Below are 25,669 nucleotides of genomic sequence, written 5' to 3'. Positions count from 1 at the left end.
CTAGTTGTCTAGTGATCGCTCTGCAGCGGCCGCCACGGCTTCCGCCGTGAAGCCGAACTCGCGGAACAACGTCTTGTCGTCCGCCGACTCGCCGTAGTGCTCGATGGATACGATCTCGCCGGTGTCGCCGACCAGCTTGTGCCAGCTCTGGGCGACGGCGGCTTCGACCGCGACACGGGCCGACACCTCGGGGGGCAGCACGCTGTCGCGGTACTCCTTCGGCTGGCTCTCGAACCACTCGACGCAGGGCATCGAGACGACGTAGGCGGTGATGTCCTTCTCCGCCAACAACTTCTTCGCCTCCACCGCCAACTGCAGCTCCGAACCGGTGCCGATGATGATCACGTCGGCGTCGTCGGCGGGGGTCCCGCCGCCGAGGACGTAACCGCCCTTGCTCACCCCTTCGAAGCTGGTGCCCTCGAGTACGGGGATGCCCTGCCTGGTCAGGATGAAACCGACCGGGCCGCTGCCGTTCCCGCGGGCGACGATGCTGCGCCAGGCGTAGGCCGTCTCGTTGGGATCACCGGGCCGGACGACCGACAGGTTCGGGATGGCCCGGAGTGCGGCGAGGTGCTCGATCGGCTGATGCGTCGGTCCGTCCTCACCAAGCCCGATCGAGTCGTGGGTCCAGATGTAGACGGTGTCGATGTCCATCAGCGACGCCAGCCGGACCGCGGGCCGCATGTAGTCGGAGAACTGCAGGAACGTGCCGCCGAAGGCACGCGTCGGCCCGTGCAGCACGATGCCCGACAGGATGGATCCCATCGCGTGCTCGCGGATGCCGAAGTGCAGCACGCGGCCGTACCAGTCCGCCGTGAAGTCCTCGGTGGAGATCGACGGCGGGCCGAACGACTTCACGCCCTTGATCGTGGTGTTGTTGCTTCCGGCGAGATCGGCTGAGCCGCCCCACAATTCGGGCAGCTTCGGCGCGACGTCGTTGAGCACCTGGCCGAAGGCGGCGCGGGTGGCGACGGCCTTGGAGCCCGGCTCCCAGTACGTCACGTCGGCGTCCCAACCGTCCGGCAGCTCTTGGGCCAGCAGGCGGTCGAGCAGCTTCTTGCGCTCGGGCTCACGCTCGGCCCAGGCGTCGAATTCGGGCTGCCACTTCTCGTGGGCTTCGCGGCCGCGGTCCACCAGCTTGCGGGTGTGCTCGATGACCTCGTCGCGCACCTCGAAGGTCTTCTCGGGGTCGAACCCGAGCACCTTCTTGGTGGCGGCCACCTCGTCGTCGCCGAGCGCCGAGCCGTGCACGCCGCCGGTGTTCATCTTGGTGGGTGCGGGATAGCCGATGATCGTGCGCACCGAGATGAAGGACGGCTTGTCGGTCACCGCCTTGGCGGCCTTGATGGCCTCCTCGATGCCGGTGACGTTCTCGCCGCCCTCGACCTCCTGAACGTGCCAGCCGTACGCGCGGTACCTGGCCGGGACGTCCTCCGAGAGGGCGATGTTGGTGTCGTGCTCGATCGAGATCTGGTTGTGGTCGTAGAACACGATCAGGTTGCCGAGCTGCTGGGTGCCTGCAAGCGAGCTGGCCTCGCTGGTGACTCCCTCTTCGAGGTCGCCGTCGGAGGCGATCACGTAGATGAAGTGGTCGAACGGGCTGGTCCCCGGCGCCGCGTCGGGGTCGAAGAGGCCGCGCTCATAGCGGGCGGCCATCGCCATGCCGACCGACGAGGCCAGGCCCTGGCCCAGCGGCCCGGTGGTGATCTCGACGCCCTTGGTGTGCCGGAACTCCGGGTGGCCCGGAGTCTTCGACTTCCAGGTCCGCAGCGACTCGATGTCCTCGAGCTCGAGCCCGAATCCGCCGAGGTAGAGCTGGATGTAGAGCGTGAGGCTGCTGTGGCCGCAGGACAGGATGAACCGATCCCTGCCGAGCCAGTGGACGTCGGACGGGTCGTGCCGCATCTGACGCTGGAACAGCGTGTACGCCAACGGCGCCAAGCTCATTGCGGTGCCTGGGTGGCCGTTGCCGACCTTCTGAACCGCGTCTGCCGCCAGGACCCGAACGGTGTCGACGGCGACCGAGTCGACGTCAGCCCAGTCTTCGGGGTGGTTGGGGCGGGTGAGTGCGGAAATCTCTTCCGTTGTGGTCACGATCGAGCTCCTCGTGTCGTCAAGCTGTCACTGAATACCCTAGTGCGGACCGTTGCATCGATGCAGGCCGCGTCACCCAAGTTGGCCGGGCGTTCACCAACGGCCACCCCGTATTGGTGGGCGCGCGGTTCCACGGTCTACCATCGCCTGTAGTAGAAGCCAGCGTGCTGCCGCGAAATTCGAGGAGAACAACTGCGTGAGCATTCGCGAGCGCCGTATTTCCCCCGAGGCGCGTGGTTCGGCATCGCCGAGCAAGGGGTTCGGTGCGAGAGTTCGAACCACGCTTCTGGCGTATCTGGCGCTGACGAAGCCCCGTGTGATCGAGCTGCTGCTCGTCACGACCATCCCGGCGATGCTCCTGGCCGATCGCGGCACCGTCGACCCGCTCCTCATCCTGAACACGTTGTTCGGCGGCATGCTCGCGGCCGCGGGTGCCAACACGTTGAACTGCGTGGCCGACGCCGACATCGACAAGGTCATGAAGCGGACCGCGTTGCGGCCCCTGGCCCGTGCCGCCGTCCCGACTCGGCACGCCCTGATCTTCGGCCTGGTTCTGACGGTCGGGTCCTTCGCCTGGCTGTGGTGGACCACCAACCTGCTCTCCGGCGTGCTCGCCGTCGCGACGATCGCGTTCTACGTCTTCATCTACACCCTGCTGCTCAAGCGCCGCACGTCGCAGAACGTCGTCTGGGGCGGTGCCGCGGGCTGCATGCCCGTGATGATCGGCTGGTCGGCGGTCACCGGCACCATTCAGTGGCCCGCGCTGGTCATGTTCGGGATCATCTTCTTCTGGACGCCGCCGCACACCTGGGCCCTGGCGATGCGCTACAAGGACGACTACAAGGCCGCCGGCGTGCCGATGCTCCCGGTCGTAGCCACCGAGCGTCAGGTCACCAAGCAGATCCTGATCTACACCTGGCTGACGGTGCTGACCACGCTGGCCCTCGCGTTGGCCACCGGCTGGCTCTACGCCGCGGTCGCCCTGCTGGCCGGTGCCTGGTTCTTGACGATGGCCCACCAGTTGTACTCCGGAGTGAAACGCGGTGAGCCGGTCAAGCCGCTGCGGTTGTTCCTCCAGTCCAACAACTACCTGGCCGTGGTGTTCTGCGCACTCGCCGTCGACTCGGCGCTCGCGCTTCCCAAGGTCTTTGGCTGACAAGGTGATCGGCTAGCTCGAGTCCCAGCCCCCGCGCCGCCCCTCCTTGATGCCCCCTCGTCGCTTCTTGTCGACGAGACGGCGCTCCTTGGCACCCCTCGACGGCTTCGTCGGCCGCCGGGTCGGCGGGGGAGCCGCCGCGGCCGCCCGCAGCAGGCGGGCCATTCGCTCGCGCGCAGCGGCCCGATTCTGCAGCTGCCCGCGATGCTCACTGGCCGTCACGGTCAGCACGCCGCCGGCCAGCCTGGTGCGCAGTCGGCACAGCATCTGATACCGCAGATGCTCCGGGACCGACGGCGAGCGGGCCAGGTCGAACGACAGCTCGACCCGGCTGTCGGCGGTGTTCACACCTTGGCCACCCGGCCCCGACGACCTCGAGAAGCGCTCGCCGAGTTCGGCCGCAGGCACCACGAAGGTCCGGGTGACCACCAGGTCGTCTGCCACGTCGGGAGCTACGGAACCAACGCCACGGAGCCGACGGTCTTGCGGCCCTGCAGATCGCCGTGCGCCCTGGCCGCGTCGGCCAGGTCGTAGCGTTCGCTGACGGTGATCGACAGCGTCCCCGTGGCGATGGCGTCGAGCAGTTCGCCCGCCCGCCAGGAGAACTCGTCCGCCGTGCGGGTGTAGTGCGCCAGCGTTGGCCTGGTCAGGAACAGCGAGCCCGCACTGTTCAGGCGTTGCGGGTCGAACGGGGGCACGGGTCCGCTGGCCGCGCCGAACAGCGCGAGCGTGCCCCGGACGGCGAGGCTGGCCAGGCTGGCCTCGAAGGTCGACGCGCCGACCCCGTCGTACACGGCGGCGACGCCGTTGCCGCCGGTGAGCTCCTTGATCCTGGCGCCGAACTCCGCAGGATCGTCGGGGTAGTCCAGCACTTCCACCGCGCCGGCCTGCCGGGACAGCTCGGCCTTGGCGTTCGTCGAGACGGTGGAGATGACCTTGACCGCCATGCTGGTAGCCCACTGCGTGAGGATCAGACCGACGCCGCCCGCGCCGGCGTGCACCAGGATCGTGTCGCCCTGCTGTACGGGGTAGACCGACTTGAGCAGGTAGTGCGCCGTCATGCCCTTCAGCAGCGAGGACGCCGCGACTTCGGCGGAGACGGCGTCCGGCACGTAGGCCACGAAGTCGGCAGGCGCGACGGTGTACTCGGCGTACGCGCCGTCGGCCTGGGCCGTGACGACGCGATCACCGACGTTGAGTGCCGCGACGTCGTCTCCGACGGCGGCCACCGTGCCGCAGACCTCGGTGCCGACGACGAAGGGCAGTGGCCGCGGGTACAGCCCGGATCTGAAATAGGTGTCGATGAAGTTGACGCCGATGGCGTCGGCCTTGATCAACACCTGGCCGGGGCCGGGCGTCGGTGGGGGCTTCTCGACGTAGGTGAGGACTTCGGGGCCGCCGGTTTCGGTCACTTCGATCGCGTGCATGCCCTCTATCATTCCAACGTGAAGCTCGCACGGCCCGACGTTGGGCATCCCCGCATCGTCCTTGCAGGTTGCAGCGCTCTCGTCGAGGGTGACGGCGACGACGCCGGGCTGATTCCCGCGCTGCGGACGCGAGGTCTGCACGCGCGGTGGCTGTCCTGGGACGACCCGGAGACCTTGGAGGCCGACCTCGTCATCCTGCGGGCGACGTGGGACTACACCGAGCGGCTCGAGGAGTTCCTCGCCTGGACCCGGCGCGTGCCGAATCTGGTCAACGCCCCTGCCGTGGTGGCGTGGAACACCGACAAGCGGTACCTCGCCGATCTCGAGGCGGCAGGTGTTCCCGTGGTGCCGAGCGCGTTCTTCGGGCCGGGGGAGTCCGTCCGTGTTCCCGACGGGCAGGTGGTCGTCAAACCCGCCATTGGGGCGGGTTCGGTGGGGGCGCAACGGTTCACCGACGCCGAGCAGGCCCGCGGGCACGCGCAGGCCTTGCAGGCGGACGGCCACACCGCGTTGGTGCAGCCCTACGACCCGCGGATCGCCGACGGCGAGACCGCCCTGGTGTTCATCGGCGGGCGGCAGTCCCACGCGTTCAACAAGGGACCGCTGCTGCCGCCGCCCGGCGAACTGGCCGCGCTCGACGCGTCCGGCACCTTCGCCGAGGAGACCCTCCGCCCGGCGGAGCCGGACTTCGAGCTGTGGGACGTCGGGCATGCCGCGCTCACCGCAGCGGCGGCCCGGCTGGACCTCGACGTCGGCGAGTTCCTCTATGCGCGCGTCGACGTCATAGGCGGCCCCGAGGACCCGCGGCTGTTGGAATTGGAACTCGTCGAACCGTCGCTGGGCTGGCGCCAGCTCGACGAGACGGCAAGAGGCCTGCAGCAGCGCGAGTTCGCGCTCGGGGTCGAGTCAGCCCTCGAGCGGTTGGGCCTCGGGCCGCTCGGCAAGCGCGCGGGGGCGCATCGACGCCCATAGCGCAGACGTCGCGGCCGTGCAGATGGCGGCGCCCGCGACGTGCACCGCCACCAATGCGGCGGGTACCCCGGTGAAGAACTGCACGGTGCCGACCATGCCTTGCAGGGCGACCAGCACGAGCAGGACGACGACGCGCATCGTGACGGGTCGTGGTGCGCGCACGGCGAGCAGCGCGAAGGCGAGGCCGATCAGCAGGCACAGGTAGGCCGTGACCAGCGCAGAGTGTCGGTAGACGAGGGTGACGATGTCGAGCCCGAGCCGCGGTACGGGGGACTCGATGCTCTTGTCTCCGGCGTGTGGACCCGCTCCTGTGACCATCGTGCCGGTGACGAGGACGACGGCAAGGGCCATGCCGCAGAGGACGGTCAACTGGCGCAGCGGGTTCGGCACCGCCAACGCGGCCACCCCGTCGTCCGGCTCGCCGATCTTGACGAACAGCAGCACCGACAGCCAGACCATCGCCATGGACACCAGGAGATGGATCGCGACGGTCCACCACAGCAGCCCCGTGAGCACCGTGATGCCGCCCAACACGGCCTGCAGCACCGTCGACGCGGGCATGAGGCAGGCGTAGACGACCACCTCTCGGCGCCGCCGCGCCCGGACGACCGCCAGCACGGCCAGCGCCGCCGTCAGGACGACGAGGAACGTGATCAACCGATTGCCGAACTCGACGACCTGGTGGACGATCGGCACCTCGGCCACGGGGACGGGAACGAAGCTGCCTGGAAAGCACTGCGGCCAGGTGGGGCAGCCCAGCCCGGAGGCGGTGACCCGGACGATTGCACCGGTGACGGCGATGCCGCCCTGCGTGAAGACGACGGCGGCCGCGATGATGCGCTGAGTGCGCAGACTAGGCAGGGGGAGGACGTCCACAACCCGCAGCAACGAGCGTCCGACGACCATGGCCCGATCGTAGAGCAGCTCTAACTACAGGTCGTAGTAGGGGCGGCTCAGGTGAAGCGGAACCAGCGCAACGCGCACAGCGCGGACAGCGCGCCCCAGGCAGCCAGCACCGCCACCCCGAACCAGTCGACCGACACGGTCATGGCCTGGCCGAGCGCTTCGGTCAGCGCGCCGGAGGGGGTGAGCCTGGCGATGAACCGAACCGTCTGCGAGACCACGCCGCCGCCGAGGTCGCTCTCCAGCGTGAGTGCACCAAGCCCGGCGAACACGAACCACAGCAGGTTGGCGATCGCGAGCACGATCTCGGCCTTGAGCGTGCCGCCGAGCAGCAGACCGAGGGCGGCGAAGGCGGCCGTGCCAAGCGCGATGATCAGCCCCCCGAGCGCCAAACCCGCGACCGCCGGGCGCCAGCCCAGTCCAATCCCGATGGCGCCCAACAGCATCGACTGCAGGAACACGACGGTGACGACGGCGAGCGACTTTCCGGCGATGATGCCCCACACGGGCAGTGCCGTCGCCCCCAGGCGTTTCAAGGCCCCGTACCTGCGGTCGAAGGCGACCGCGATGGCCTGACCGGTGAACGCCGTCGAGATGACCGCGAGCGCCATGATCGGAGGCGCGAACGTCGCCGCCCGGTTCGGGCCGAACGAGCCAAGCGGCAGGAGCGTCAGCCCGACCAACAGGGTGATCGGAATGAACATCGTCAGCAGCAGCTGTTCGCCGTTGCGCAGCAACAGCTTGAGCTCGAGGCGAAACTGAGCGGCCAGCATGCTCGGCACGCTTGCCGGTCGTGGGTCCGGCGTGAACGTGCCAGGTTCGAAGCGATTGACGGTCACGAACGAAGCTCCCGCCCGGTGATGTCGAGGAACACGTCCTCGAGGCTGCGTTGCTCCACCCGCATGTCGGTGGCCAGCACGTTGAGTCGCGCGCACCACGCGGTGACGGTGGCCAGCACCTGCGGATCGATCAAGCCCTCGACGAGGTATTCGCCTTGGCTGACCTCGCTGGCGAGGTAAGTCTCCGGCAGGGCCGAAATGAGCAGGGACAGGTCGAGTTTCGGCGGCGCGGAGAAGCGCAGCTGGTTCTCGGCGCCTCGGCCCATCAACTCCGCGGGCGTGCCCTTGGCCACCGCGACGCCGTTGTCGACGATCACGAGGTGATCGGCCAGCTGCTCGGCCTCGGTGAGCTGGTGGGTGGTCAGAACGATCGTGACGCCGTCGCGCCGTAGACCGTCGATGAGATCCCATACGACGATGCGCGCGTGTGCGTCCATCCCGGCGGTCGGCTCGTCGAGGAACACCAGCTCGGGCCGCCCGACCACGGCGCATGCCAGGGCCAGTCGTTGCTGCTGGCCGCCGGAGAGCCTGCGATAGGTGGTCTTGGCCGCATCCGTCAGCCCGAGAGTGTCCATCAGCCACGCGGGATCCAGCGGATTGGCCGAGTAGGCGGCGACGAGGTCGAGCATCTCCCCGGCCCTGGCCGCGGGGTAGCCGCCGCCGCCCTGCAACATCACCCCGATGCGCTCCCGGAGGCGGGCGTTGTCGACGACCGGGTCGAGGCCGAGGATTTCGATGGAACCCGAGTCGGGCTTGATGAACCCCTCGCACATCTCGACGGTCGTCGTCTTGCCTGCGCCGTTCGGCCCTAGCAGGGCCAGCACCTCGGCGCGTTGCACGTCCAGATCGAGTCCGTCCACGGCGGTCGTCGACCCGTAGCGCTTGGTGACCCCGCGCAACCGCACGGGGGTGTCCGACGAGCGCTCGCGCGAGGAGCCAACTGCCGCGTCACGGGAGGTCACGGTGTCTCAGCGTAGGCGTCGGAGTTGGCGGCCGGTGGCACCGGTGGCGCTGACGCCCGCCCGTCGCCGCCGTCGGCTTCCGGCAGCGGTCGCCACGGCAGTCGGGTGTAGGTGATGGCGATGAGGATCGCAACGATCATCGTGCTCGCGATTGTGGCGTCGACGATCTGGAAGAGGGCGAACCGGTCGCCGTTGGCGGTCGGCCCGAAAATGCCCACCAACAGCGTCATCGCGATCGCCGTTCCGCGGAATCCCGGCCGGGACGCCCAGGTGGCCAGCGGGATGATCGCCCACAGCAGGTACCAGGGCTGCACCACGGGTGCCAGCAGGACGGTGACGCCGAGAGCCACGCCGAGGCCGCCGACGGGGTGCAGTCGGCCCCGCAGCACCGACAGCAGGAGCCACGTCACCAGCACTGCGATGATGATCACACCGATGGCACGGGTCAGGCCAAGGACCGCGGTGGTGTGGTCGCCCAAGCCAAGCAGGTTTCCGACCTGGCCGGTACCGAGTGCGATGAGCGTCGGCGGCGACATCCACGACCGCACGACGTTGGCGGTGCCGAGGGTGAACAGCCAGCCGAAGCCCAGGCCGCTGGCCCAGCCGATCAACACCGTGACGGCGACCGTGATGGCCGAGACGGAACCACCGGCGACGAGCAGGGCGCGGAACGATCCGCCCCACTTGGCGGCCAAGGCCACCGCCACGAATCCGACCGCCAGCAGGGCGGGCAACTTCACCTGGGAGGCCATCGTGATCAGTACGGTCCCCGCGATGAGCATCGCCAGCGGTTTCCAGCGCATCCACCCGGCACGGTCGCGGGGCCAGTGCAATGGCCGTGGCACCAGGGGACCAGCCGGGTAGTTGTCCCGGGTGCGGCTGATGGCACGCAGGGCGAACTCGGTCCCGGTGAGCATCAGCCCCAGCATCAGCGCCTCGTTGTGGATGCCCGCGACGAGGTGCATGAACAGCAGCGGATTGCACGGTCCCAGCCACAGTGCGCTGACCTCGGCGACCCCGCACCGTCGCGCCAACCGCGGAGTGGCCCACACGATCAGCCCGACGCCGCCAAGGACGACCAGCCGGTGGCACAGGACCGCGGCGACGATGTTGTCGCCGGTGATCTCCGAGATGCCCCTGCCGATCCAGAGGAACAGCGGGCCGTAGGGCGCGGGTGTCTCGCGCCACAGGCTGGGGACCGACAGGGTGAAGACGTGGTCGAGTCCGAGCCCCGGAGCGGGCCCGACGCGGTATGGGTCGAGGCCGAGGCGGGCGATCTGACTTTGCGCGAGGTAGGAGTAGACGTCCTTGCTGTACATCGGCGGGGCGAACAGCAGCGGCAGCGCCCAGATGAGCAGGGTTCTGTCCAACTGGCTGCGGGACATGCGCCGGCTGCCAAGGGCGAATCGGCCAAGCATCAGCCAGGCGAGAGCCATCATCACCGCGCCGGTGGTGGTCATGGTGAGCGACACGGTCTGGATGCGGGAGGGAAGATTGAGGAGGCGCACTCCGAACGTCGGATCTTGGACCACCGGTCGGGCCCCGGCGCCCAGTGCGCCGATGGCCATCAGCACCGTGCCGGTGGCGCCGAACACCCGGGTACGCCGCAGGAACGCCACGTCGGAGCCGATGAGCGGAGATCCGACAGTCGTCTCGTCGGCGTGCCACCGCGCGACTGCGGTGCTCATCGACGGACGGGTGGCCATCTGTGCAGCGTAGTAAGTGAGCTACCTAAGGGTCGCCTTGCTAGACCCGTTTGTCGAATTCCGTCACAATGGTGTTGTGAAAATCCGAACGGAGACACTTGCTGCCGGTGGGCCATCCGCCGGCACTGCGTCGTCGTCCGACGGACACACCCGTCGCGCCATCGTGCAACTGCTGCTCGAGGGCCCGACGACCGCCGGCGACATCGGCGATCGGCTGGGCATTTCCGCAGCTGGGGTGCGCAGGCACCTCGACGCGCTGGTCGACGGCGGCGATGCCGAGTCCAACGCCGCAGCCTCGTGGGAACACCACGGGCGGGGACGTCCGGCCAAGCGATACCGACTGACCGCCGCGGGGCGGGCCAAGCTCGACCACGCCTACGACGACCTGGCCGTGGCCGCCATGCGGCAGCTACGCGAGGTGGGCGGTGACGACGCCATTCGCACCTTCGCCCGACGACGCATCGACACCATTCTGTCCGGCGTCTCGAACAGGACGGCAGGCGGCGACGTCGCCACGGCAGCCGACCGGGTGGCCGTGGCCCTCACCGGCGCTGGATACGCCACCACCACGACGCGGGTCACCGGCCCGATCGACGGCGTGCAGATCTGCCAGCATCACTGCCCGGTGTCACACGTCGCCGAGGAGTTCCCCGAGCTGTGTGAAGCCGAGCGGGAAGCCTTCTCCGACATCCTCGGAACCCACGTGCAGAGGTTGGCGACCATCGTCAACGGCGACTGCGCGTGCACAACGCACGTACCGCTCATCCCCGAGCCCGCCCGGCGCACGGCCCGCGCCGAATCGCACCGATCAGCCATCGAGAATCAAGGAGCGTCGACATGACGACCACACCCGAAGCGCCTCAGCTGACTCAAGAGGAGACCATCGCCTCACTGGGGACGTACGGCTACGGCTGGTCGGACTCCGACGTCGCCGGTGCCAGCGCACAGCGCGGCCTGTCAGAGGCCGTCGTACGCGACATCTCCAGCAAGAAGAGCGAGCCGCAGTGGATGCTCGACATGCGTCTCAAGGCGCTGCGCACCTTCGGCAAGAAGCCGATGCCGAACTGGGGTTCCGACCTCGAGGGCATCTTCTTCGACAACATCAAGTACTTCGTGCGGTCCAGCGAGAAGCAGGCCGCCACGTGGGACGACCTGCCCGCCGACATCAAGAACACCTACGACCGCCTCGGCATCCCGGAGGCCGAGAAGCAGCGCTTGGTGTCCGGTGTCGCGGCGCAGTACGAGTCCGAGGTCGTCTACCACTCGATCCGTGAGGATCTGGAGGCGCTGGGCGTCATCTTCCTCGACACCGACTCCGCGCTGAAGCAGCATCCCGAGTTGTTCCAGAAGTACTTCGGCACCGTGATTCCGGCCGGGGACAACAAGTTCTCGGCGCTGAACACCGCGGTGTGGTCCGGTGGATCGTTCATCTACGTCCCCAAGGGCGTCCACGTCGACATCCCGCTGCAGGCGTACTTCCGGATCAACACCGAGAACATGGGCCAGTTCGAGCGCACGCTGATCATCGTCGACGAGGATGCCTACGTGCACTACGTCGAGGGCTGCACGGCGCCGATCTACAAGAGCGACTCGCTGCACTCCGCGGTCGTCGAGATCATCGTCAAGCCCGGCGGCCGGTGCCGCTACACGACCATCCAGAACTGGTCGAACAACGTCTACAACCTGGTGACCAAGCGGGCGCGCGCCGAAGCCGGCGCCACCATGGAGTGGGTCGACGGCAACATCGGCTCCAAGGTCACCATGAAGTACCCGGCCGTGTGGATGACCGGTGAGCACGCCAAGGGCGAGGTGCTCTCGGTCGCGTTCGCCGGCGAGGGCCAGCACCAGGACACCGGGGCCAAGATGCTGCACCTGGCGCCCAACACGTCGAGCAACATCGTCTCCAAGTCCGTCGCCCGCGGCGGTGGCCGGGCGTCCTACCGCGGCCTCGTCCAGATCAACAAGGGCGCACACGGTTCCAGGTCCAGCGTGAAGTGTGATGCGCTGCTGGTGGATTCGATCAGTCGCAGCGACACCTACCCCTACGTCGACATCCGCGAGGACGACGTGACGATGGGGCACGAGGCCACGGTCTCCAAGGTCAGCGCCGATCAGCTCTTCTACCTGATGAGCCGCGGCATGACCGAGGACGAGGCCATGGCCATGGTGGTGCGCGGCTTCGTCGAGCCCATCGCCAAGGAGCTTCCGATGGAATACGCGTTGGAGCTCAACCGGCTCATCGAGCTCCAGATGGAAGGGGCCGTCGGATGACCTCGAACTTGACCGAAGCTGCCGAGGGCATCAAGAACGGCGGGTCGACACTGGCCGCCGCCAACAAGGGCGAGCAGTTCAGCTCGTTCGACGTCGACGCCTTCGAGGTGCCCGGCGGCCGTGACGAGCTGTGGCGGTTCACGCCGCTCAAGCGACTGCGCGGCCTGCATGACGGATCGGCCCCCGCGACCGGACACGCGGTCGTCGAGGTCGGCGAGCGCGCCGGCGTGACGGTCGAGACCGTCACGCGTGACGACGACCGCCTCGGGCAGGGCGGGGTCCCCGCCGACCGCGTTGCGGCACAGGCATTCTCGTCGTTCGAGACGGCCACCATCGTGACCGTCGCACGCGAGGCCGAGGTGGCCGAGCCCGTCGAGATCACCGTCACCGGACCCGGCGAGGGCGTCACCGCCTACGGCCACCTGCAGATCCGCGTCGAAGAGTTGGCCAGGGCCACGTTCGTCGTCGACCTGCGCGGCAGCGGAACGTACGCCGACAACGTCGAGATCGTCGTCGGCGACGCCGCGGGCGTCAACGTCATCTGGATCGCCGACTGGGCCGACGACATGGTGCACGTCAGCGCGCACCATGCCCGTCTCGGCAAGGACTCGACGTTGACCCACGTCGCCGTCACCCTGGGAGGCGACGTCGTGCGGACCTCGGCCACGGTGCGCTACGCAGGACCCGGCGGAGACGCCCAGCTGCTCGGCACCTACTTCGCCGACGACGGCCAGCACTTCGAGTCGCGGCTGCTCGTCGACCACGCCCAGCCCAACTGCAAGTCCGACGTGCTCTACAAGGGTGCGCTGCAAGGCGATCCGGACTCCGACCGGCCCGACGCCCACACCGTCTGGATCGGCGACGTGCTGATCCGCGCGGAGGCCACCGGCACGGACACCTACGAGGCGAACCGCAACCTGGTGCTCACCGACGGCGCGCGCGCCGACTCGGTGCCCAACCTGGAGATCGAGACCGGCGAGATCGTCGGCGCCGGACATGCCAGTGCCACCGGACGTTTCGACGACGAGCAGTTGTTCTACCTACGTGCCCGCGGCATCCCGGAAGACCAGGCCCGCCGCCTGGTCGTGCGCGGCTTCTTCGGCGAGATCATCGCCAAGATCGCCGTGCCCGCGGTCCGCGAGCGACTCACCGAAGCCATTGAACGAGAACTAGCCATCACGGAAGCAAGAGACAGCTGATATGACCACACTTGAAGTCAAGGACCTGCACGCCTCCGTCGTCTCCGCCGAAGGCGGCGCCGACGTGGAAATCCTCAAGGGCGTCAACCTCACCGTGAAGTCGGGGGAGACCCATGCGGTGATGGGCCCCAACGGTTCTGGCAAGTCGACGCTGTCCTACGCGATCGCCGGCCACCCCAAGTACACCGTCACCTCCGGGTCGATCACCCTCGACGGGCAAGACGTCCTCGAGATGAGCGTCGACGAGCGCGCCAGGGCCGGGCTGTTCCTTGCCATGCAGTACCCGATCGAGGTACCCGGCGTCTCCATGTCGAACTTCCTGCGCACCGCGGCGACCGCCGTGCGCGGCGAAGCGCCCAAGCTGCGGCACTGGGTCAAGGAAGTCAAGACGGCCATGACCGATCTCGACATCGACCCGGCGTTCAGCGAGCGCAGCGTCAACGAAGGCTTCTCCGGCGGCGAGAAGAAGCGCCACGAGATTCTGCAGCTTGGTCTGCTCAAGCCAAAGATCGCGATCCTCGACGAGACCGACTCGGGTCTCGACGTCGACGCGCTGCGCGTGGTCAGCGAAGGCGTCAACCGGTACGCCGAGGCGGAGAACGCAGGCGTGCTGCTCATCACCCACTACACCCGCATCCTTCGCTACATCCAGCCGCAGTTCGTGCACGTCTTCTTCGACGGTCGGATCATCGAGTCCGGCGGCCCCGAGCTGGCCGACGAGCTCGAAGCCAACGGCTACGAGCGCTTCACCCAGGCGGTCGAGGCCTGAGATGACGGCTGCGTCGACGACGCTTGACCTGCTGCGCATTCGGGAGGACTTCCCGATCCTGAGTCGGGTGATGCGAGGCGGTAAGCAGCTGGCGTACCTGGATTCCGGGGCGACGTCGCAGAAGCCGCTCCAGGTTCTCGATGCGGAGCGGCAGTTCCTGACCACCTCCAACGGCGCAGTGCACCGCGGTGCGCACCAGCTGATGGAGGAGTCCACCGACGCCTACGAGCAGGGCCGCGAGGACATCGCGGCGTTCGTCGGCGCCGACTCCGATGAGCTCGTCTTCACCAAGAACGCCACCGAGGCGCTCAACCTCGTCTCCTACGCATTGGGCGACGACCGCTTCGGGCATTCCGTCGGGCCCGGTGACGTCATCGTCACCACCGAACTGGAACATCACGCCAACCTCATTCCGTGGCAGGAACTGGCCCGCCGTACCGGGGCAACCCTGCGGTGGTACGGGGTCACCGCAGACGGCAAGATCGACCTCGACTCGCTGCAACTCGACGAGCGCGTGAAGGTCGTCGCCTTCAGCCATCATTCGAACGTCACCGGTGCCATCGCGCCGGTCGGTGAGCTGGTGTCGCGGGCGAAGGCCGTCGGAGCGTTGACGGTCCTGGACGCCTGCCAGTCGGTGCCGCACGAGCCGGTCGACCTTCACGGCCTCGACGTCGACTACGCCGCCTTCTCCGGGCACAAGATGCTGGGGCCGACGGGAATCGGCGTGCTGTACGGCCGCCGTGAACTGCTCGCGGCCATGCCGCCCTTCCTCACCGGCGGCTCGATGATCGAGACCGTGACGATGGCGGAGACCACCTACGCGCCTGCGCCGCAGCGGTTCGAGGCGGGCACTCCGATGACCTCACAGGTCGTCGGATTGGCCGCCGCCGCACGCTATCTGAGTGCGATCGGGATGGACGTGGTTGCCGTTCACGAACGCGAACTGGTCGCCGTCGCCATCCAGGGGCTCTCGGACATTCCAGGTGTCCGCATCATCGGGCCGACGCGGATGGCTCATCGCGGATCGCCGGTGAGCTTCGTCGTCGACGGGGTCCACGCCCACGACGTCGGACAGGTTCTCGACGACGAGGGCGTCGCCGTCCGCGTCGGGCACCACTGCGCGTGGCCGCTGCACAAGCACTTCGGCATCGCAGCCACTGCCCGGGCGTCGTTCGCGGTGTACAACACGCTCGACGAAGTGGACCGGCTGGTCGCCGGCGTCCAGCGGGCCGTCGAGTTCTTCGGGCGGGAGTAGAGCGTCCGTGCGAATGGAACAGATGTACCAGGAAGTGATCCTGGACCACTACAAGCACCCGCACCATCGCGGGCTGCGCGAGCCCTTTGCGGCCGAAGTGCATCACGTCAACCCGACCTGTGGTGACGAGGTGACGCTGCGCGTGACGCTGTCCGAGGACGGCGACACCGTCACCGACATCTCCTACGACGGGCAGGGCTGTTCGATCAGTCAGGCTGCGACGTCGGTGCTGACCGACCAGGTGATCGGCCAAAGCGTCGGTGCCGCGATGAAGACCGTTGCCGCGTTCACCGAGATGATCTCCTCACGGGGCAACGTCGACGGGGACGAGGACGTCATCGGCGACGGCATCGCCTTCGCAGGTGTGGCTAAGTACCCGGCGCGGGTGAAGTGCGCGCTGCTGGGCTGGATGGCCTTCAAGGCTGCTCTGGCGGAGGCCAGGCCGTTGGACGACGATGACGCGTTGGCGCAAGCCAGCAACGATGTGGAGGAACACAGATGAGTGACACCGCTTCCGACGAAGTGCTCGCCGACCTCGAAGAAGCCATGCGTGACGTCGTCGACCCCGAATTGGGCATCAACGTCGTCGACCTCGGTCTGGTCTACGGACTGAACATCGAAGAGGGCGACGCCGGCTCGAAGGTCGCCATGATCGACATGACGCTGACGTCGGCCGCGTGCCCGTTGACCGACGTCATCGAGGACCAGTCGCGCAGTGCGTTGGTCGGCTCGGGACTCGTCAACGAGATCAAGATCAACTGGGTGTGGAATCCGCCGTGGGGCCCCGACAAGATCACCGACGACGGGCGCGAGCAGCTCAGGGCGCTCGGCTTCACGGTCTGACGCCGTGCGAGAGGACCGGTACGTCACCACGCGTCGCCAACTCCGCGGCATTGCCGAGAGCTTCATCGCCGGACCTCAGTACCGGTCGGCCGAGACCGTTCGGCTGGCAGTCAGGCCCGATGGCTTCACCGGTGTGTCGATACCCGTCGCCGTACACGGCACCGAACTCGTCTGGGGTGACGCGGGTGCGCCGCTGACCGGGACGGTTGGCGCGCTCGCCGCCGCGACCGGTCTGGACGTCGGGCCTCCCGACGGCGTCTACGAGATCGTCGAGCCGCTGACCGCGGACACCGTCCTCGACGTGGACGCCGACGCCGCCGAACTGGTCCACCGCAGTCTCTACGCCGGCGGGTTCGCCCTGAAGAGCGCTTTGCCGGAACAACATCCGGTGTTGTGGCCCGAGCACTTCGACGTCGCCGTCACCCAGGACGAGGTGAACTACGGCGTCTCGCCCGGTGACGACTTCCACCCGCTGCCGTATGCCTACGTCGGCCCGTGGACCTCGCGCATCGGGGACTTCTGGAACGCGCCGTTCGGGGCCTTCCAGTCACTGGACCCGTCGCACGACGTCGACCAGCTCGCCGCCGACGTCACGGACTTCTTCGAACGTGGCCGCTCCGAACTGTGATCCTCGTCCACGCGGAATCGCCACGCGACGGACGACGTTGCACCCCGTCATGAGCCTCGAAGGCGTGACAGAACTGTTCCAACCGCTGACCGTGCGGTCGATGACGATCCCCAATCGGTTCGCCATGGCCCCCATGACGCGGCAGGCGTCCCCGGGCGGGGTGCCTGGACCCGACGTCGCGGCCTACTACGGCCGCCGGGCTGCGGGCGGCGTCGGGCTGATCATCACCGAGGGCGTCCGACTGCCGGACCCCACTGCGGGCTTTCCCGAGTCGGTGCCGACGCTGGCCGGTGACGACGCCCTCGTGGGCTGGCGCAGAGTCACCGACACCGTCCACGGCCATGGAGCGGTGATCGCCGCGCAGCTGTGGCACCAGGGCGCCGAACGCGGTACGTCCGACGGCGTCGAGCCCGTGAGTCCCTCCGGGGTGGACGGGACGGGGCAGCCGAAGGGCCGCGCGCTGACACTCGACGAACTTCCCGGCGTCGCGGCGCAGTTCGCGCTGGCGGCCCGCAACGCCCAAGAGGCCGGTTTCGACGCCGTCGAGATCCACGGCGCGCACGGCTACCTGCTCGACGCGTTCCTGTGGGAGAAGACGAACCTTCGGACCGACGAGTACGGCGGCTCGCTGGCGGCCAGAACGCGGTTCCCCGCCGAGGTGGTGGCCGCGGTCCGGGCCGCCGTCGGACCGGACTTCCCGATCGTCTACCGGTTCTCGCAGTGGAAGGCCGCCGACTACGACGCGACCGTCGCCGCCGATCCCACCGAGCTGCAGGAACTGCTGGCGCCGTTGCTCGACGCCGGAGTCGACGTGTTCCATCCGTCCACCCGACGCCACTACGCGCCCGCCTTCCCCGACGCGGATCCGGTTCTGAGCCTGGCCGGCTGGACCAAGAAGGTGACCGGAGCGCCGGTGATAGCCGTCGGCTCGGTCGGCCTTGACACGGCGTTCCGCGACGAAGGGCCGCGCACCGAGATCGCGCCGGCGCCAGCGGACCAGGTCGTCGCCCAGTTCGAGGCGGGGGAGTTCGACGTCGTCGCGATAGGTCGCGCCCTGCTGGCCGATCCGGCGTGGGTGAACAGGCTGCGCGACGACACCTTGGACGGGTTCAATGGGTATCAACCGGAGTCCGCGCTGAGCACGTTGCATTGACGCCGTTCCGTCCACCGCGTGGTGGAACAAGCAGCTAGAACCCGACGTTAGGAGAAACGTGAGCACGCAAGACATCACCACAGAGCAATTCAACGGGACCATCACCGACAACGAGATCGTGCTCGTCGACTTCTGGGCGGAGTGGTGCGGGCCGTGTCGGGCCTTCGCCCCGACGTACGCCGCGTCGTCCGACAAGCACCCCGACGTCGTACACGCCAAGGTCGACACCGAGGCGGAGCAGGGATTGGCCGCCGCCGCGGAGATCCAGGCGATTCCGACGTTGATGGCGTTCAAGAAGGGCCACATGGTCTTTCGGCATTCCGGGATGCTGCCTGCCAAGGACCTCGAAGAGGTCATCGGGCAGATCAAGGCGCTCGACGTCGACGCCGCCCTCGCCGAGCAGGCCAAGACCGACGAGGCATAGCGGTCGCACGCGATAGCGTGCACCCGTGACCGAACGCGACGACACCCTGGTTCTCGTCGACCGACCACGCCCGCAGGTGGCGCTGGTGACGTTGAACCGGCCCGAACGCATGAACTCGATGGCGTTCGACGTCATGGTCCCGTTGAAGGCTGCCCTCGACGAGCTGACCACCGACAACGAGGTCAGGGCCGTGGTGCTGACCGGTGCCGGCCGCGGGTTCTCCTCGGGCGCCGACCATAAGTCAGCGGGATCGGTGCCCCACGTCGACGGTCTGACCCGCCCCACGTTCGCGTTGCGCTCGATGGAAGTGCTCGACGACGTGATCCTCGCCATACGGAAGCTGCACCAGCCGGTCATCGCGGCCGTCAACGGTGCCGCCATCGGCGGCGGGCTGTGCCTGGCCCTGGCGTGTGACATCAGGGTCGCAGGGCACGGCGCCTACTTCCGGGCGGCGGGCATCAACAACGGGCTCACCGCGAGCGAGCTGGGGCTTTCGTACTTGCTGCCCAAGGCAATTGGGACGTCGCGGGCGTTCGAGGCCATGCTCACCGGGCGTGACATCGACTCCGCGGAGGCCGACCGAATCGGCCTGGTCTCGCGCTCGGTCCCCGACGACGAGCTCCTCGAGACGTGCTTCGACATGGCCGAGCGCATCGCGGCGTTCTCGCGGCCGGGAATCGAGTTGACCAAGCGCACGCTCTGGAGTGGACTGGAAGCCGGTAGCCTAGAGGGTCACATGCAGGCCGAAGGTTTGGGTCAACTGTACGTGCGCCTGCTCACCGCCAATTTCGAGGAAGCGGTCGCTGCGCGCGCCCAGAAGCGGCCAGCCGTATTTACCGACGACAAGTAGAACAATGAGGAGTACAGCGTGATCACCGCAACGGACCTCGAGGTCCGCGCTGGCGCGCGTACGCTGCTGGCCATCGAGGGCTCCGCGCTGCGCATCCAGCCGGGGGACCGGATCGGCCTCGTCGGCCGCAACGGCGCAGGCAAGACCACCACCATGCGCATCCTCGCCGGCGAAGGCGAGCCCTACGCGGGCAGCATCGAGCGAACCGGTGAGATCGGTTACCTGCCACAGGATCCCAGAGAGGGAGACCTGGACATGTTGGCCCGCGACCGGGTCCTCTCGGCTCGCGGCCTCGACACGCTGCTGTCCGATCTGGAGAAGCAGCAGGCGATCATGGCCGAGGTCGCCGACGACGCCGCCATGGACAAGGCGGTACGCAAGTACGGCGAGCTCGAGGAGCGGTTCGCCGCCCTCGGCGGATACGCCGCGGAGAGCGAAGCGGGCCGCATCTGCGCAAGCCTCGGTTTGCCCGAGCGCATTCTCACCCAGCCGCTGCGGACGCTGTCCGGCGGCCAGCGTCGCCGCGTCGAGCTGTCGCGCATCCTGTTCGCCGCTTCCGACACCGGCTCCGGGTCGGACACGACGCTGCTCCTCGACGAGCCCACCAACCACCTCGACGCCGACTCGATCGGCTGGTTGCGTTCGTTCCTGCAGAACCACACCGGCGGCCTCGTCGTGATCAGCCACGACGTCGACCTGCTGGCCGACGTCGTCAACCGCGTCTGGTTCCTCGATGCCGTCCGCGGCGAAGCCGACGTCTACAACATGGGCTGGCAGAAGTACCTCGACGCCAGGTCCACCGACGAGCAGCGCCGCCGCCGGGAACGCGCCAACGCCGAGAAGAAGGCCTCCGCACTGCGCACCCAGGCCGCGAAGATGGGCGCCAAGGCGACCAAGGCCGTTGCCGCGCAGAACATGCTGCGCCGGGCCGAGCGCATGATCGCCGAGCTCGACGACGAGCGGGTCGCCGACAAGGTGGCCAAGATCAGATTTCCCACCCCCGCCGTCTGCGGGCGCACCCCGTTGGTTGGCAAGGGTCTCACCAAGACCTACGGGTCACTGGAGATCTTCACCGGCGTAGACCTGGCGATCGACAAGGGGTCGCGCGTCGTCGTCCTCGGGCTCAACGGCGCAGGCAAGACGACGCTGCTGCGGATCCTGGCGGGAACCGAGGCGGCCGACGCGGGTGCCATCGAGCCGGGCCATGGCTTGAAGCTGGGGTACTTCGCGCAGGAACACGACACGATCGACGGTCTCGCCTCGGTGTGGGACAACATCCGCCATGCCGCGCCGGACACCGGCGACCAGGAGCTGCGCAGCCTGTTGGGTGCGTTCATGTTCAACGGGCCTCAGCTCGAACAGCAGGCGGGCACGCTGTCCGGAGGTGAGAAGACCCGACTGGCTCTGGCGGGTCTGGTGGCCTCGACCGCCAACGTGCTGTTGCTCGACGAGCCCACCAACAACCTCGATCCCGCCTCTCGCGAGCAGGTACTCGACGCGTTGCGCAGTTATCAGGGCGCCGTGGTGCTGGTTACCCACGATCCGGGGGCCGCCGAGGCACTCGATCCGCAGCGCGTGGTGTTGCTCCCCGACGGCACCGAGGACTACTGGTCCGACGACTACCGCGACCTGATCGAACTTGCCTGACGCTGCACCTGATTGAGATCTGCCTCCCTGGGTATCTGTCTGTCACAGCGAGATGGGGAGATGCAGATGAGAGAAGTGGACAGGTCCAGGGACGAGTTGCTCGACGAGCTGCGTAGCGCCTATGAGAAGGGTGCGAGCATCCGCACCTTGGTGGCCACTACGGGGAAGTCGTACGGGTCGATTCACAGCATGTTGCGCGAGTCCGGGACCACCATGCGTAGTCGAGGCGGACCGAACCACACACGCCGACAGCACTAGTCACTGCTGGCGCACGGAGGCCTCGACGAGGTCCAACACGGCGCCGAGCTTCTCTGGATCGTCGCCGGTGGCAAGCCTGGCGACGAGTCCGTCGAGGACGAGGTCCAGGTAGGTGTGCAGGACCTCGCTTGGCACGTCACCGCGCAGGCGGCCGGCCTGCTTCTGCTGACGCAGGCGTTCGGTGGTGGCGGCGGTGAGCTCCGCCGACCGTTCCGCCCACCCCTGGTGAAACGCGGGATCGTTCCGGAGTTTCCGTGCGATCTCGAGCCGGGTTGCCAGCCAGTCGAACTGTTCGGGCGCGGCCAGCAAGTCGCGCATCACCTGAATGAGCCCCTCGCGGGAGGCGACCTCGGCCATGCGTTCGGCGTCTTCTCGGGCCAGCTCGAAGAACAGCGTGTCCTTGTCGCGGAAGTGATGAAAGATTGCGCCGCGCGACAGCCCGATGGTCTGCTCGAGCCGCCGCACGGTCGCACTCTCGTATCCGTATTGTGCAAAACACCTGCGGGCGCCGTCGAGGATTTGGCGACGGCGCGCCGCAAGGTGGTCTTCGGTCACCCGTGGCAACGGACGGCCCTCTTCTCTTTGGGTATCCCGAAGACCGAAACCGCTAGGCCTTGAGCATGTTTCGCAGGACGAACTGCAGGATGCCGCCGTTGCGGTAGTAGTCCGCTTCACCGGGGGTGTCGATGCGGACCACGGCGTCGAACTCCACCTTCGAGCCGTCCTGCTTGGTCGCGGTGACGTGCATGGTCTTCGGTGTCTTGCCCTCGTTGAGGTCGGTGACGCCCGAGATGTCGAACACCTCGGTGCCGTCGAGCTTCAACGACGCCGCGGACTCCCCGGCGGGGAACTGCAGCGGCACGACGCCCATGCCGATCAGGTTGGAGCGGTGAATGCGCTCGAACGATTCGGTGATGACGGCCCGCACGCCCAGCAGGCTGGTGCCCTTGGCCGCCCAGTCACGCGACGATCCCGATCCGTACTCCTTGCCGCCAAGCACGACCAGGGGAGTGCCCTGGGCCGCGTAGTTCTGCGCCGCGTCGTAGATGAACGCCTGCGGTGCGTCATCCTTGGTGAAGTCGCGGGTGTAGCCGCCGGAGACGTCGTCGAGGAGCTGGTTCTTCAGGCGGATGTTCGCGAACGTGCCGCGAATCATCACCTCGTGGTTGCCGCGCCGTGAACCGTAGGAGTTGTAGTCCTTCTTGTCGACGCCGTGCTCGTCGAGGTACTGCGCGGCCGGTGTGCCTGCCTTGATGTTGCCTGCCGGCGAGATGTGGTCGGTGGTGACCGAATCGCCAAGCAGGGCAAGGACTCTGGCGCCGGTGATGTCGGTGACCGGCTCCGGATCGGCGGGCATGCCGTCGAAGTACGGGGGCTTGCGAACGTACGTCGAGTTCGGATCCCAGTCGAAGGTCTTGCCCTCGGGGGTGGGCAGGTTGCGCCAGCGCTCGTCGCCCTTGAAGACGTCGGCGTAGCTGTCGGTGAACATCTTTCGGTCGATCGAGCTGGCGATGACGTCGGAGATCTCCTGCGACGACGGCCAGATGTCCTTGAGGAACACGTCGTTGCCGTCGTTGTCCTTGCCGAGCGGCTCGGTCTCGAAGTCGAAGTCCATGGTGCCAGCCAGCGCGTAGGCGATGACCAGCGGCGGGGACGCCAGGTAGTTCATCTTGACGTCGGGGGAGATGCGGCCCTCGAAGTTCCGGTTACCGGAGAGCACCGCGGTCACCGACAGGTCGTTGTCGTTGATGGCCTTGGAGATGGCGTCCGGGAGCGGTCCGGTGTTGCCGATGCACGTGGTGCAGCCGTAGCCGACCAGGAAGAAGCCCAGCTTCTCCAGGTAGGGCCACACACCCGCGCGGTCGTAGTAGTCGCTCACCACCTGAGAACCGGGTGCCATGGAGGTCTTCACCCACGGCTTGCTGGTCAGGCCCTTCTCGACGGCGTTGCGGGCCAGCAGTGCCGCACCGAGCATCACCGACGGGTTGGAGGTGTTGGTGCACGACGTGATCGCCGCGACGACGACGGCGCCGTGGTCGAGCACGAACTCGCCGTCGTCGGACTTCACCGTAACGGGCTTGGACGGCCGGCCCTCCGAGCCGTTGGCGGCCGAGTGTCGGACGTCGACCGCGTCGTCGTCGGCGAAGGACAGCGACACCGAATCGCTGGCCGGGAAGGACTCGTCGACTGCCTCGTCCAGCTTGGTGCACTCCGCCGGGTGGTTCTCCTCGACGTAGTTGTGGATGTCCTTGCGGAACGCGATCTTGGACTCCGACAGCAGGATTCGGTCCTGGGGGCGCTTTGGGCCGGCAATCGACGGCACCACGTCGCCGAGGTCGAGCTCCAGGTACTCGGAGAACACCGGCTCCTTGGCCGGGTCGTGCCACATGCCCTGCGCCTTGGCGTAGGCCTCGACGAGCGCGAGCTGCTCGTCGGTGCGGCCGGTCAGGCGCAGGTAGTCGACGGTGACCTCGTCGATGGGGAAGATGGCGGCGGTGGAGCCGAACTCTGGGCTCATGTTGCCGAGGGTGGCGCGGTTGGCCAGCGGAACCTCGGCGACGCCCGCGCCGTAGAACTCGACGAACTTGCCGACGACGCCGTGCTTGCGCAGCATGTCGGTGACGGTGAGCACCACGTCGGTGGCGGTCACGCCGGGCTTGATCTCGCCGGTCAGCTTGAAGCCGACGACGCGGGGGATCAGCATCGACACGGGCTGACCGAGCATCGCGGCCTCGGCCTCGATGCCGCCGACGCCCCAGCCGAGCACCCCGAGTCCGTTGACCATCGTGGTGTGGCTGTCGGTGCCCACACAGGTGTCGGGATAGGCCACCCCGTCGCGCACCATCACGGTGCGGGCGAGGTACTCGATGTTGACCTGGTGGACGATGCCGGTGCCGGGGGGAACCACGCTGAAGTCGTCGAAGGCGCCCTGGCCCCAGCGCAAGAACTGGTACCGCTCACCGTTGCGGGAGTATTCGATTTCGACGTTGCGCTCGAATGCGTCGCGCTTGCCGAAGACGTCGACGATGACGGAGTGGTCGATGACCATCTCGGCGGGTGCCAGCGGGTTGACCTTGTTCGGGTCGCCGCCGAGGTTGCCGACTGCCTCACGCATGGTGGCGAGGTCGACGATGCAGGGCACACCGGTGAAGTCCTGCATGATGACCCGCGCCGGGGTGAACTGAATCTCGACGCTCGGGTCGGCCGTCGGGTCCCACTTGGAGATGGCCTCGATGTGGTCCTTGGTGATGTTCGCGCCGTCTTCGGTGCGCAGCAGGTTCTCCGCGAGCACCTTCAGGCTGTAGGGAAGTTTCTCGGTTCCCGGCACCGCGTCAAGGCGGTAAATCTCGTAGGCTTCGTCCCCGACTTTCAACGTGTCGTGGGCTCCGAACGAATTAACGCTGGTCACATCAACTCCCGCTTCGATCTTCGCCGCGACGGGCTGTGTCGCGGCGGTAACGCGTCTAACAGTACGCTTGTCCTGTAAGGATTCTCAAGGCGGGTACCAGTCTTGTCCCCATCCGGCCGTGGTGCCAGCCGATCACCCGGTGTTGGCGGTACCGTCTGGCACGTGACGACTCCGCAGGTGCCGCTGTTCATCCCCTCGCAGGTGTGCGCGACCGTCGGCAAGGATCCCGGCGCGACCCCGCCAGACGTGTGCATGGGGCTCGTTCAGGAGGACCTGCGCGACGACGGGGTGAGCGCTCCCGACGTGCCCGGCAACGCCGGCCTGCCCCAGGTGGTGGCCGACGCCAAGGCCAAGGGCATCGATCTCAAGATCGTCGTGCTCGACCAGAACCCGGCAATCGACACCCCGCTGCGCGACATCGCCACCGAGGTTGGCCGGGATTACCCCGGTTCCACGGTCCTGGTTCTGAGCCCGTCGTTCGCCGGTACGTACAGCCCGACGTTCGACCGCTCGACGCTGGAAGCCGGTCAGGACATCGCAAAGGTGAGTGGTACGCCGGTATTGGCGTCACAGAATTTCGTGACCGAATTGACGACGCCCCATTTCCCGTGGACGCCCTTTACGGTCGTGCTCGTTCTCGGCGTTGCGGTCGCCGCCGTGGCTACACGATTGCTGCAGGTCCGGGCCAGAAAAGCGGGCACCGAGAAATCGCCCGCCGAGGCCGCTCGGTAAGTCGTCCGTCGGCCATTCTTTTATCGAACATCACCATTCGATAACAACGTTTCAATTACAAACATGTAATTTCTTCCTGGCGTTTCCTTGGCGCATCTCGTGACGTACGGTGCAGAAGGCACCTGCTGTTGCAGCTGTGATCCATGTGACTCCTGCGACGTAAGAGCCCGAT

At 67.6% G+C, this 25,669-nt stretch carries 25 protein-coding genes; 16 read left to right on the top strand and 9 right to left on the bottom strand.

What is annotated here, in order from left to right:
- Nucleotides 1-2,094 carry a transketolase gene (tkt, locus tag B1790_RS09150; protein WP_079922895.1) on the bottom strand — a complete coding sequence of 698 codons (2,094 nt, stop codon included), beginning with the start codon at nt 2,092-2,094 and terminating at the stop codon, nt 1-3.
- A gap of 217 nt (nt 2,095-2,311) precedes the next feature.
- Here tkt and B1790_RS09145 point away from each other — a divergent pair, with 217 nt between their 5' ends.
- Nucleotides 2,312-3,250, top strand: a complete 939-nt coding sequence (locus B1790_RS09145; RefSeq protein WP_142271187.1) for a heme o synthase — start codon at nt 2,312-2,314, stop codon at nt 3,248-3,250.
- 12 nt (nt 3,251-3,262) lie between these two features.
- Here B1790_RS09145 and arfB read toward each other — a convergent pair whose 3' ends face one another.
- Together arfB and B1790_RS09135 are read right to left on the bottom strand one after the other, a co-directional pair.
- Nucleotides 3,263-3,694 (bottom strand): alternative ribosome rescue aminoacyl-tRNA hydrolase ArfB, encoded by a 432-nt coding sequence (gene arfB, locus B1790_RS09140; protein ID WP_079922893.1) that lies wholly within the window; start codon nt 3,692-3,694, stop codon nt 3,263-3,265.
- An 8-nt stretch (nt 3,695-3,702) separates the two neighbouring features.
- Nucleotides 3,703-4,677: a quinone oxidoreductase gene (locus tag B1790_RS09135; protein ID WP_079922892.1), complete on the bottom strand. Its 975-nt coding sequence runs from the start codon at nt 4,675-4,677 to the stop codon at nt 3,703-3,705.
- Between the two features lie 18 nt (nt 4,678-4,695).
- Here B1790_RS09135 and B1790_RS09130 point away from each other — a divergent pair, with 18 nt between their 5' ends.
- Complete coding sequence (locus B1790_RS09130) at nt 4,696-5,649, top strand: RimK family alpha-L-glutamate ligase (RefSeq protein ID WP_079922923.1); 954 nt, start codon at nt 4,696-4,698, stop codon at nt 5,647-5,649.
- On the opposite strand, the gene B1790_RS09125 is transcribed toward B1790_RS09130, so the two are convergent.
- The 4 genes from B1790_RS09125 to mptB are packed head-to-tail and all read right to left on the bottom strand — an operon-like array spanning nt 5,584 to nt 10,059.
- Nucleotides 5,584-6,555: a heme A synthase gene (locus B1790_RS09125; protein WP_079922891.1), complete on the bottom strand. Its 972-nt coding sequence runs from the start codon at nt 6,553-6,555 to the stop codon at nt 5,584-5,586. The two genes, B1790_RS09130 and B1790_RS09125, sit on opposite strands and share 66 nt — an antisense overlap.
- A 47-nt stretch (nt 6,556-6,602) precedes the next feature.
- Nucleotides 6,603-7,391, bottom strand: a complete 789-nt coding sequence (locus B1790_RS09120) for an ABC transporter permease (RefSeq protein WP_233165027.1) — start codon at nt 7,389-7,391, stop codon at nt 6,603-6,605.
- Nucleotides 7,388-8,353: an ABC transporter ATP-binding protein gene (locus tag B1790_RS09115; protein WP_079922890.1), complete on the bottom strand. Its 966-nt coding sequence runs from the start codon at nt 8,351-8,353 to the stop codon at nt 7,388-7,390. Before B1790_RS09115 ends, B1790_RS09120 begins: the two co-directional genes overlap by 4 nt.
- The gene (mptB, locus tag B1790_RS09110; protein ID WP_079922889.1) at nt 8,350-10,059 is read right to left on the bottom strand and encodes a polyprenol phosphomannose-dependent alpha 1,6 mannosyltransferase MptB; all 1,710 of its coding nucleotides are present in this window, start codon (nt 10,057-10,059) and stop codon (nt 8,350-8,352) included. The genes B1790_RS09115 and mptB overlap by 4 nt, the downstream gene beginning before the upstream one ends.
- Nucleotides 10,060-10,135: 76 nt before the next feature.
- On the opposite strand from mptB, the gene B1790_RS09105 reads away from it, so the two are divergent.
- The 13 genes from B1790_RS09105 (at nt 10,136) to B1790_RS35255 (ending at nt 21,356) form a co-directional block, all read left to right on the top strand.
- A complete protein-coding gene (locus tag B1790_RS09105) occupies nt 10,136-10,900 on the top strand; it encodes a helix-turn-helix transcriptional regulator (RefSeq protein ID WP_369832316.1) in 765 nt (254 codons plus the stop codon).
- Nucleotides 10,897-12,330: a Fe-S cluster assembly protein SufB gene (gene sufB, locus B1790_RS09100; protein ID WP_056548125.1), complete on the top strand. Its 1,434-nt coding sequence runs from the start codon at nt 10,897-10,899 to the stop codon at nt 12,328-12,330. Before B1790_RS09105 ends, sufB begins: the two co-directional genes overlap by 4 nt.
- A complete protein-coding gene (gene sufD / locus B1790_RS09095) occupies nt 12,327-13,529 on the top strand; it encodes a Fe-S cluster assembly protein SufD (RefSeq protein WP_079922888.1) in 1,203 nt (400 codons plus the stop codon). Before sufB ends, sufD begins: the two co-directional genes overlap by 4 nt.
- A gap of 1 nt (nt 13,530) precedes the next feature.
- Nucleotides 13,531-14,298 carry a Fe-S cluster assembly ATPase SufC gene (gene sufC, locus B1790_RS09090; RefSeq protein WP_079922887.1) on the top strand — a complete coding sequence of 256 codons (768 nt, stop codon included), beginning with the start codon at nt 13,531-13,533 and terminating at the stop codon, nt 14,296-14,298.
- Between the two features lies 1 nt (nt 14,299).
- Nucleotides 14,300-15,553: a cysteine desulfurase gene (locus tag B1790_RS09085; protein ID WP_079922886.1), complete on the top strand. Its 1,254-nt coding sequence runs from the start codon at nt 14,300-14,302 to the stop codon at nt 15,551-15,553.
- Between the two features lie 13 nt (nt 15,554-15,566).
- Complete coding sequence (sufU, locus tag B1790_RS09080) at nt 15,567-16,055, top strand: Fe-S cluster assembly sulfur transfer protein SufU (RefSeq protein WP_233165026.1); 489 nt, start codon at nt 15,567-15,569, stop codon at nt 16,053-16,055.
- The gene (locus B1790_RS09075; protein WP_079922884.1) at nt 16,052-16,396 is read left to right on the top strand and encodes a metal-sulfur cluster assembly factor; all 345 of its coding nucleotides are present in this window, start codon (nt 16,052-16,054) and stop codon (nt 16,394-16,396) included. Before sufU ends, B1790_RS09075 begins: the two co-directional genes overlap by 4 nt.
- 4 nt (nt 16,397-16,400) lie before the next feature.
- On the top strand, nt 16,401-17,024 hold the full coding sequence (locus B1790_RS09070; protein WP_079922883.1) for a hypothetical protein: 624 nt from the start codon (nt 16,401-16,403) through the stop codon (nt 17,022-17,024).
- Nucleotides 17,025-17,088: 64 nt separating this feature from the next.
- On the top strand, nt 17,089-18,177 hold the full coding sequence (locus B1790_RS09065; protein ID WP_369832315.1) for an NADH:flavin oxidoreductase: 1,089 nt from the start codon (nt 17,089-17,091) through the stop codon (nt 18,175-18,177).
- Between the two features lie 58 nt (nt 18,178-18,235).
- Nucleotides 18,236-18,601, top strand: a complete 366-nt coding sequence (gene trxA / locus B1790_RS09060; RefSeq protein WP_079922881.1) for a thioredoxin — start codon at nt 18,236-18,238, stop codon at nt 18,599-18,601.
- A gap of 25 nt (nt 18,602-18,626) precedes the next feature.
- A complete protein-coding gene (locus tag B1790_RS09055) occupies nt 18,627-19,451 on the top strand; it encodes an enoyl-CoA hydratase (RefSeq protein WP_079922880.1) in 825 nt (274 codons plus the stop codon).
- A gap of 18 nt (nt 19,452-19,469) precedes the next feature.
- Nucleotides 19,470-21,098: an ABC-F family ATP-binding cassette domain-containing protein gene (locus B1790_RS09050; RefSeq protein ID WP_079922879.1), complete on the top strand. Its 1,629-nt coding sequence runs from the start codon at nt 19,470-19,472 to the stop codon at nt 21,096-21,098.
- Nucleotides 21,099-21,164: 66 nt separating this feature from the next.
- Nucleotides 21,165-21,356: a helix-turn-helix domain-containing protein gene (locus B1790_RS35255; RefSeq protein ID WP_079922920.1), complete on the top strand. Its 192-nt coding sequence runs from the start codon at nt 21,165-21,167 to the stop codon at nt 21,354-21,356.
- Here the strand turns inward: B1790_RS35255 and B1790_RS09040 are convergent, their stop codons facing one another.
- Nucleotides 21,357-21,920 carry a TetR/AcrR family transcriptional regulator gene (locus B1790_RS09040; protein WP_079922878.1) on the bottom strand — a complete coding sequence of 188 codons (564 nt, stop codon included), beginning with the start codon at nt 21,918-21,920 and terminating at the stop codon, nt 21,357-21,359.
- 43 nt (nt 21,921-21,963) lie between these two features.
- A complete protein-coding gene (acnA, locus tag B1790_RS09035) occupies nt 21,964-24,765 on the bottom strand; it encodes an aconitate hydratase AcnA (protein WP_369832314.1) in 2,802 nt (933 codons plus the stop codon).
- A 177-nt stretch (nt 24,766-24,942) separates the two neighbouring features.
- On the opposite strand from acnA, the gene B1790_RS09030 reads away from it, so the two are divergent.
- Nucleotides 24,943-25,497 (top strand): DUF6676 family protein, encoded by a 555-nt coding sequence (locus tag B1790_RS09030; RefSeq protein ID WP_233165025.1) that lies wholly within the window; start codon nt 24,943-24,945, stop codon nt 25,495-25,497.
- The last annotated feature ends 172 nt before the right edge of the window (nt 25,498-25,669 follow it).

This window comes from Mycobacterium sp. AT1 (genome assembly GCF_002043095.1).
Lineage (GTDB): Bacteria > Actinomycetota > Actinomycetes > Mycobacteriales > Mycobacteriaceae > Mycobacterium.
This window is presented reverse-complemented; position numbering and strand designations above follow the sequence as displayed.

Bases quoted from the DNA above. Each gene is read 5' to 3' on its own strand.
- B1790_RS09135 (WP_079922892.1), bottom strand. From the start codon at position 4,677: ATGCACGCGATCGAAGTGACCGAAACCGGCGGCCCCGAAGTCCTCACC.
- B1790_RS09125 (WP_079922891.1), bottom strand. From the start codon at position 6,555: ATGGTCGTCGGACGCTCGTTGCTGCGGGTTGTGGACGTCCTCCCCCTG.
- mptB (WP_079922889.1), bottom strand. From the start codon at position 10,059: ATGGCCACCCGTCCGTCGATGAGCACCGCAGTCGCGCGGTGGCACGCC.
- sufB (WP_056548125.1), top strand. From the start codon at position 10,897: ATGACGACCACACCCGAAGCGCCTCAGCTGACTCAAGAGGAGACCATC.
- sufD (WP_079922888.1), top strand. From the start codon at position 12,327: ATGACCTCGAACTTGACCGAAGCTGCCGAGGGCATCAAGAACGGCGGG.
- sufC (WP_079922887.1), top strand. From the start codon at position 13,531: ATGACCACACTTGAAGTCAAGGACCTGCACGCCTCCGTCGTCTCCGCC.
- B1790_RS09085 (WP_079922886.1), top strand. From the start codon at position 14,300: ATGACGGCTGCGTCGACGACGCTTGACCTGCTGCGCATTCGGGAGGAC.
- sufU (WP_233165026.1), top strand. From the start codon at position 15,567: ATGGAACAGATGTACCAGGAAGTGATCCTGGACCACTACAAGCACCCG.
- B1790_RS09075 (WP_079922884.1), top strand. From the start codon at position 16,052: ATGAGTGACACCGCTTCCGACGAAGTGCTCGCCGACCTCGAAGAAGCC.
- B1790_RS35255 (WP_079922920.1), top strand. From the start codon at position 21,165: ATGAGAGAAGTGGACAGGTCCAGGGACGAGTTGCTCGACGAGCTGCGT.